The 8,345-nt window shown below is 33.7% G+C and carries 6 protein-coding genes, 1 tRNA gene and 2 pseudogenes; 6 read left to right on the top strand and 3 right to left on the bottom strand.

The window, feature by feature from the left end; all coding sequences use genetic code 11:
- Positions 1 to 812: 812 nt before the first annotated feature.
- The 5 genes and pseudogenes from GGR08_RS07180 (at position 813) to GGR08_RS07195 (ending at position 4,909) form a co-directional block, all read left to right on the top strand.
- Positions 813 to 2,009: a multidrug effflux MFS transporter gene (locus GGR08_RS07180; RefSeq protein WP_183194653.1), complete on the top strand. Its 1,197-nt coding sequence runs from the start codon at positions 813 to 815 to the stop codon at positions 2,007 to 2,009.
- Between the two features lie 524 nt (positions 2,010 to 2,533).
- Complete coding sequence (locus tag GGR08_RS08420; protein WP_246350190.1) at positions 2,534 to 2,704, top strand: hypothetical protein; 171 nt, start codon at positions 2,534 to 2,536, stop codon at positions 2,702 to 2,704.
- A 38-nt stretch (positions 2,705 to 2,742) separates the two neighbouring features.
- Positions 2,743 to 2,967 carry a hypothetical protein gene (locus tag GGR08_RS08425; RefSeq protein ID WP_246350194.1) on the top strand — a complete coding sequence of 75 codons (225 nt, stop codon included), beginning with the start codon at positions 2,743 to 2,745 and terminating at the stop codon, positions 2,965 to 2,967.
- Between the two features lie 11 nt (positions 2,968 to 2,978).
- Positions 2,979 to 3,310: pseudogene (locus GGR08_RS07190) on the top strand (isocitrate/isopropylmalate family dehydrogenase); the annotation flags it as partial.
- Positions 3,311 to 3,973: 663 nt separating this feature from the next.
- On the top strand, positions 3,974 to 4,909 hold the full coding sequence (locus GGR08_RS07195) for an N-acetylmuramoyl-L-alanine amidase (protein ID WP_183194654.1): 936 nt from the start codon (positions 3,974 to 3,976) through the stop codon (positions 4,907 to 4,909).
- 1,062 nt (positions 4,910 to 5,971) lie between these two features.
- Here the strand turns inward: GGR08_RS07195 and GGR08_RS07200 are convergent.
- Positions 5,972 to 7,180, bottom strand: a complete 1,209-nt coding sequence (locus GGR08_RS07200; protein WP_183194655.1) for a porin — start codon at positions 7,178 to 7,180, stop codon at positions 5,972 to 5,974.
- Between the two features lie 313 nt (positions 7,181 to 7,493).
- On the opposite strand from GGR08_RS07200, the gene GGR08_RS07205 reads away from it, so the two are divergent.
- Positions 7,494 to 7,584 (top strand) — tRNA-Ser (locus tag GGR08_RS07205).
- Between the two features lie 104 nt (positions 7,585 to 7,688).
- Here the strand turns inward: GGR08_RS07205 and GGR08_RS07210 are convergent.
- Together GGR08_RS07210 and GGR08_RS07215 are read right to left on the bottom strand one after the other, a co-directional pair.
- A pseudogene (locus GGR08_RS07210) lies at positions 7,689 to 8,051 on the bottom strand (XRE family transcriptional regulator); the annotation flags it as partial.
- 85 nt (positions 8,052 to 8,136) lie between these two features.
- On the bottom strand, positions 8,137 to 8,345 hold a 209-nt coding region (locus GGR08_RS07215), incomplete at its 5' end, for a hypothetical protein (RefSeq protein ID WP_183194656.1).

The raw sequence follows: 8,345 nt of genomic DNA on the forward strand, positions 1-8,345 counted from the left end.
ATAAATAATTTAAAAAATTGAATTCTAAAATTTATGAAAACATAGCTTGTAAAATTACGCAGTGAGCTTGTTACTTTGAAAAAATATCTCACACCCTTAAAAAAAGGTTTTAGAAATGGGGTTAGAGAGTTAGGTATGTTTTGAGAGTAAAGATTAATAATTCAGAACGTTATAAGCGATTATGAATTAAATTAAATAAAAAATCTTACTGATTTATTATAATACCATATTAGTTCATGTGTTTAGAGGATAATTTTTTTGATGTTTCTCTTATCTAAATGAAGAGTTTTATGAAATAATTAGAATATAGAAATAAATATAATATATTTGGCTGTGAGCTCGTTTTCGGAATGATTCCTATATTTTATGGTATAGTAGATAGATTAAGATTTTTTCTACAGTTATTTGTGTTCATAATATCTTTAAGCTTTTTTTGTGTTATAGACTGTGCATGGTCGTAATTTAATAGCTCATTTTATCTTGGAATTTTGTAGATTTATTTTGTTCGAGATTGGCTAAAAAATAGCATTATTATTGCGGAGAGGGTATGTGATATCAATGTATTTTACCTATGGTATCTATAAAAAATACTGAGATATGTTATAGTAGAATATGTATACAGGAAAGCTTCTTTATGAGATATTTTTTTCTTGGGAAGTAGGTAAAATAAAACTCTGTCTAGCAAAAAAATAATATTTTTATAAAGTAAAATAATAACACTTTTAATAATTATTATTTATATGTAAGCATAAAATATAATTATATTCAATTAAATATTATTTAATATCTAGATGAAAAGTGTGATTTTCTTTATGATTCATAAATATAACTTTCTATTTATTATACTTATTATATGCTTATCGACGGGGGGATTGATTTCTACCGATATTTTTTTACCAGCATTGGGAGAGATGCGTCAATATTATCAAGTGACACAATCTCAAATTCAGAGTGCGGTGGCAGTTTTTTTGTTTGCGTTGGCACTTGGACAGCTCATTTATGGACCACTGAGTGATAATTTTGGGCGTAAAAAAATACTTCTATTGGGTTTATTCTTGTGGTTATTCACGACACTTGGTGTGATTTATACGGTTCATATTCACGCTTTTCTTGTGTTACGTTTTTTGCAAGGTCTTGGTGCTTGTGCGGGGGTTGTGTTAAGTCGGGCGATTATCAATGATTTATTGGATAAAAAAGCAGCAGGAAAACTCTATTTGATTGTTTTTCCTTTTATTGGAATGTCACCAGCACTGGCTCCTTTGATTGGTGGATTTTTGATACAAGCCTTTCATTGGCAGGCAACTTTTATCTTTTTAAGTTTTTTTATATTCTTAACCATTTTGTTGTCCTGTTTTGTGCTAACTGAAACTCTGTCTCCTCAAAAGCGTCAGCATTTTTCTCTTGTAGGATTTATAAAGGGATATTTAGGTGTTTTTAGAAATAAACAATTTATTTTTTATGCGCTTATTCCGTGTTTTTCTTATGCAACTTATTTTGCTTATATTGTAGAATCGCCTTTTTTACTTACGACTTTGGGGTTATCGCCCACACACATTAGTTATAGTTATATGGGTATTTCGTTGCCCTATATTTTGGGAAATCTTTTGGCGCGATGGTTTTTTGAACGTGAGCCTATGGAAAAAACCGTTTGTCGTGGATATATTATTTTTGCTATAGGAGGCGTGCTCTTTTCTTTGCAAATGTATCTAAGTCCATGGCCTCTTGTGACTAGCTTTATTGCGATTGCTGTTTTTACTTTTGGCGATGGTTTTTTATTACCGTTAGGAACTGCGTTGGCTATTTCATCGCATCCGCAAGCTACTGGAGCAGCTTCGGGTGTTATGGGATTTTTGCAATTAGGAAGTGCAGCGCTAAGTGCGGCGGTTATCGGGAAGATATCTGATCATAGTCCGCGGGCTATGGCAACGTTGTTAGCAATGGGTTGCGTGATTGGTTTTATCATTTATATTCGAAATGTGCGTGATTTTATGATTTCAGAAATGAGCTGAATGATAAATGGAGAGCATTATGCGGAAATGTTTCTGATGTTTTGTACGAATAGAATATCTGTTCCATTGGGTGTTTTTTTCTATTAAGTTGTTTTGATTGAGTAGAGTTAAAATTTGTCATAAGCTTTTTGAGTTTAAAAAATCGGTTATTATAGGGGGAGCTTATGGGCTCAGAGTTTCAACATATCTGTATTTTCATTATACTGGATGGGAAGAGCTTTTGCTGTAATGTATGTTTTGAAACAAGGAGAAAATTGGTCAATGTATTTTCCTATTGTTATTCTTGCGTCTGTAATGTCAATCTGGGATAAAGGATTTTTTTTGCAGTTCATTTAAAAATTTATTTTTAGAAAAAGGATTTAGGGTTATGCTATTAGATACGTGATCTCTTTTTTCTAGTAACTCTACGATAGAAGTTATTCTTTCACTTACATTAGAGCTCAAAAATTGCTTTCAGAATCCTCTTATACTTGTGGTTCTTTTATGGCAGGAACATTGGTAAAATGTTGGAGCAAAACTTCTCAATGCTCAAGCAGTGCTTTCTTGTAAGTGCACTTGGCTATCCAAATTTTCTTTTGCAAAAATGGTTTGGATATCTTCTTACTTTACTGGAAGGTGGTGATTTGTCAGGAGCTTTGGCAATATTAGATGTTTTTGTGCAGCCTATTGGTGCAATTAAGAAAAGAGACTATTGAAGCTTACTGATGCTTAAAAAAGCATTGCAATTGAACGGATGACAAGAGGATTTAAACTTTTATTGGCTCTGGATGCTAGAGATAAAATAGTTAAATATACGGGGAGATTTTTAGCTTTGATGGGTGAAAAGTTGCAACTTGCAACGGTAGACAATCAAATCAGCAGCCACTGTCTAAATTATGAATATAAAATCTTTTCTGGTGTTGGTATGCGTTTGTGGGATGATAATCCTGTTATGACGAATACAATCATTAGCGAATGACTAGAGGAGGTATGAAGAAGAAAGTTCTTGTGTTACCTGGTGATGGTGTAGGTGCTGAAGTCTGTGATGCTGCGTTGGTGGTTTTAGAGCAATTTCAGCTGCTGATTGAATTAGCCTATGGGCGATGTTGGTTGGGAATGTTGGAAAAAGGAAAGCGATACGGTTCCCCAAACGACCTAGCAAAAAAAAATTTGAAAGTGATGCTATTTTACTTGGTGCTGTGACGAGCAAAGGCAAAGAAGCTGCTTTAAAAGAACTTTCATCGCATTTAAGGGGACAACAACTTTCTTATATTTCTTCTGTTATTCAGTTTCGCCAAAAGTTAGGCTACGCCAGAAATGTTGCGACAGATCTTGCATTAAGATGATCAATAAGAGCTATTTTTACTTTTTTCTTATACAATTTTACCCACACACAAGCTTCGCTTATGATGTGTAAATAAGTGATATTAATTGATCCAATCTGAGTGGGGTTAGAATAAAAAACCTTACTATATTCGGTTTTTAAATTCAATATAGGGAAATAGTAAATTATCTTTATAAGTCAATGTCCTGAAAAAATTGGCAATGTATGCAGAGGTTTATTGGTTGATTAATAATCCATTTAAAATAGTTTCAACCCATAGAAAAAAATGCAGAAAATATTTCGCAGATTGAGGTTAGCTTATTATCTTCTATCGAGATATTAGAAAAGCAGCAGGAAAGTCTTGGGTGGGCTACACTAACAGTGCAGATGGGAAGTTATAAGGAGGATTATATTACTTTTCTCTATACACAACCGCTTTACTGATAAAATGACAAATAGGTGTAGTTTTTATGTGTGTGGAGAGGGGCGGATAAAAATGTGTATTGATTGCTGATAAAAGTGTTGAGGTTTTTGATGAACAAATTTTAGGCGTAATTCTTGGTATCTAAATGAGAGCGTATTGCAGAGGTTTTCTCAATATTTTGTGTTTTATGTGTTTTGATGCTTGGTGGTTTTTGTAAGCGAAAAAGGAAGGGCTTTTATGTATCAGATTGATTATAATAGCTATCGTTCTGTTAAGAGTTTTAATCGTCGTGTTCGTTTTCTTGTTATGCATTATACGTCTCTTGATTTTAAAGCTTCGGTTATGGCACTTACAGGAGAAAAGGTTAGTGCACACTATCTTGTTCCTGATCCTTCGGATCATGTATACAGCGAAGCAGGATTTAAGGATATGCGTATTTTTAATCTGGTTGATGAAAATGAGCGTGCATGGCATGCAGGTGTTAGTTCATGGGCTGGGTATAGTCATCTCAATCATGCATCTATTGGGATTGAAATTGTTAATTTAGCGACTGATCATTCTAATTATTCAAAAGAGACTTGTATTGAGACGATTGGAAAGGATGAACACACTTTAAAGTCGGTTAATCATGAAAGTCGATTACAGGTTGATGTCGTTTCATGGACAAAGAGTAAACACGGAAGTGATAAATTCCCTCAGGTTAAAACAGTCGATTTAATAGATTATTGTAATGAGGGGTTTATCTTTCCTCCTTATAACCCAATACAAATTGATGCCGTTAAGGAACTTGCATTGAATATTCTTCAACGGTATCCCGATATTATGCCTACTGATGTTGTGGGGCATAGCGATATTGCTATTGGAAGAAAAAGTGATCCAGGAGCAGCTTTTCCATGGAAAGAACTTTATGTGGCTGGTATAGGGGCATGGTATGATGATGAACAAAAAAATTATTATCAAGAGCAATTCTCTAAGAATTTTCCGTCCAAAGCGGATGTTTTATCTAAGTTAAAATGTTATGGATATGATATTTCAGTTGCGTGTACCGAAATAGGATACAAAAATTTGATTAGAGCGTTTCAACTTCATTTTCGTCAAGAAAATTATGATGGGCTTCTAGATGTTGAAACTGCAGCGATTCTTTATGCATTAGTTGATAAATATTTTCCATGAATTGAGTTCATTTTACTTGAAAAGTATATTACAATTGCAGCTGGGTGTTTTTTATTATTAAAATAGGTGGTTTTTACTGGCTGGTTTCATGTAAAAAGGAGGCATGTATAGTGCAAAAAGTCCTATCTATAGGATAAGGTGTTTCATGGGAAAGAAAACATAGTGCTACGAAAAACTTTATGGTTTTCTGAAAGGTCTTTTTTGTATCTTTGTTTTATATTCTGCTCGCTTTTAAAATATGCAAAGCCAAGATATTGAGTGTAATAGGCGCTTGGCTTTCCTCGTGCAAAATAGAAAACCTCAAACATCACGAACTTGTATTGGATATTGGTGTACTTATTTTAAAGAAATATTTTTTAGTGTATATCACAACATATATTTTATATGATGTTCGTAAAGAATATAAAATCCTCTATGAAGCGTGTAGTTTGTTGTAGGTTACCATCTTTATGTTTAATAAAAAGTGTTTATACTATCAGATTATTTTTTAGCCTTCAATGTTGCTACAGTTTTTAGCTCTTGAAACGATTCATAAAAGGCGTTTCTTTTCTTGACTTGTTCTTTTTTACACGGATTCCCTTGCTTGTAATCTGCAAATGAATGATTTTAGTTGATTCAAAATAAACAAGTTTAGCATGAAAGAATTTTAAGATATTCAGAACTTTTATTCAACAAGAAAAAAATAAATTGTAATAAATTAACTTATTGCTTGGAAAGGTAGGAGTCTTTATTCTTTAGATATAGGAAGAGGGAAACTCATTTTTGAAGATATATCTATTTTCTCTTTTATTGTTTTAGAGGGTATTTGCATCGTTTTGATAGTATGTTTCTTGATGGTCAAGATTTTGGCAGTTATGAAGAAAAATCAATTTTGTAATAAAATAAAAGAGTTTGCCTACATATCAAGTTAATCTGCAGGGAATGGTTTTGTGAAACGAAGCCATTTTCGTCAGAAAAAAGGTAAAAAATACGTATCAGGAAGGGATGCTTATAATATCTGATTTCAAAAATAAAAACTGACAACTCATGTTGTCAGTTTTTAGAAGCTAAATCCTAATAGAATTAGAATGAACGTTGTAAACGGATCATACCTTGGAAAGCACTTTTTCCATTCAGTAGATATCTTTTATCATTACTTGCGTTCTTTATAACGCGATCATCGTTCCAAGAAACATAGGTCACTTCAGGGGTAATCACAAATCCCGGAACTAGTGTGTATGCAATGTTTACAGAAGTTGCAAAGGTTTTTACAGCACTATAAGAAATTTGAGTATTCAAATTTGTTTTTGGAGTGAGTTTGTAAGTAGTACCTGCCCACGCAGCCCATTTACCACCCCAATTTGCATAGATCGTTGTGCTTTTTCGTGATAACTCATCGTTTTCATTTACTGTGTAGTAATCAGTGCCATTTTTATAACCAGCCATGAACCATAAATTGAAACGATCATTAATATTGAAATCTGTACGGATTTTACCAGCCCACTTTTTGTAATAAGTATCATATGCAGTAACTGCTGAAAAACCACCCCATTTTTGCATAAACTTTATACCCAAAACCACATTGGGTGTGTAATTTTTAATTGCTTTACTTGGAAGAATATCCGCAAGGACAGAAATACCATCTTTCTCAATGTAGAATTTTACCGCTTCGTTTGTTTCTGTTTTCCCAAGAAGAGTATCTGCATTATTGCCCAATTCAACTCCAATAATAGCAGAAAAACCAGAGTCACCACTAAAGGTGTAGGAAATAAAATTAGTGCGTGTTGTGCCGGAAGGAGCGATACTGTTATCATTAATAACATTTCCATAACCACCAGTCCAGCTATTGAAAATTGTATCGTCAAGACCTACACGAAAACCACCTAGTTCAATGTAAGCGGCTGAAAGCTTTGCACCAGCCTGATCATTGCCATTACTCCAGCTTGAATAAATTCTTGCATATGAACGAAGGGTTCCCATTTCTGTTTCAGAAGCTGCTTGAAAAACAAGAGTGAGTCGTGATGAGGCACTATAAGTTTTTCTTTTGTTATTCAGTTCAGTTTCGGTTGTTGCATTGATGTTATCACCGCCTATAAAATCAGCACGGATATTCCCTGATAAACGCATGCAAGTTTCTGTTCCAGGGATATAAAAATATCCTTTTCCGTAGGCATCACAGACGCGAATATACTCCACAGGTTCAGGTTCGGCAACAACTGTTGAAGCAGCATGGGTACTAGAAATTGCTAAAAAAACTACTGTAGAGCTTAAAAAGAGGGATTTAATATTCATATGGGATCTCCGAGGTCGGTTTAATCTTCTTCTAAAGAATGTTATTTGCCTAACTCATTAAAGCTAAAAGACACAATAAAGTACGCAATACGCATCATTTTAGCTATACTAATCTTTTTAGATATTCAAATATGAAATTACTTTTTTGTAATGTATGCGTGTACTATTCGAAATAATGTGATAAAAAAGACACAATTTTTGTTTTGTTAATTTTTAATCCCTATGGGTTCATAAAGGAGAAAAGTTTCAGATATTTTGGAAAAAAATCGAAAATGTCTTGCACTTTCTGTTGATACCATTTATGCCTCTCTTTGGAGAGGTGGCCGAGTGGTCGAAGGCGCTCCCCTGCTAAGGGAGTAGGGCTCAAAAGGCTCTCGAGAGTTCGAATCTCTTCCTCTCCGCCACGGAGCTTTTATCGTGCTATAACTTTTTGATTTTGCATGTGTTTTTTTAAGGTTCGGGATAAATAAATAAAGGTTCGGGAATAGGATTTTCCAATATACCTCTCCAAAGCACTTCCTTTTTTCCTAACTTTCTCCAACAATTTTTTAAATTCTGCCGAATCCTGTTGTGAAAAATTTTCTAAAGTTTTAACAAACATGTCCATAGCTTCATGCCCAGATGAGTCAGAAGGTTTGACTGTAAAATTCTTACGACAGATATCAGCCTCTTTTCTTAAGAGAGAAGTCATATCTCTATCCAAATCATAAAGCTCTATGATCTTGTCTTCCATGCCTACTGGAACAGATTTCTTGCCAATCTCGACAGAAGATAAAAATGCTACAGATATGCCTAGTTTATTAGCCATATCTAAGAGGTGTTTGAAGCAATCAGGGCGAATTTTGCGTAAAATTTTGCCAAATGATGTAATCCTTTAGAAAGTTCTGCTAGAAAAGAAATCTTTTTATGATTCTAGAAAATATTTTTGAGAGTTTTTGTGAAAGATTTTGGAATAGCTAACTCTTGGTAAACCAATGTTTTAGATGTGCAATGACATCATCTATGGCATCCATAAGGCGAGCAAAATCAAGAATAAGCAAAAAAAGAAAAAATATTATCCACTTCATGAGACGTGACATCACTTTTACACTTTTATAGGTCATGATAATTTCTTGAAGGATTTCTTTTTCTCCTTCTGTAAGCTCTGTGTCGTTTTTTGTTTTTT

The organism is Bartonella fuyuanensis (assembly GCF_014197255.1).
Classification (GTDB): Bacteria; Pseudomonadota; Alphaproteobacteria; order Rhizobiales; family Rhizobiaceae; genus Bartonella; species Bartonella fuyuanensis.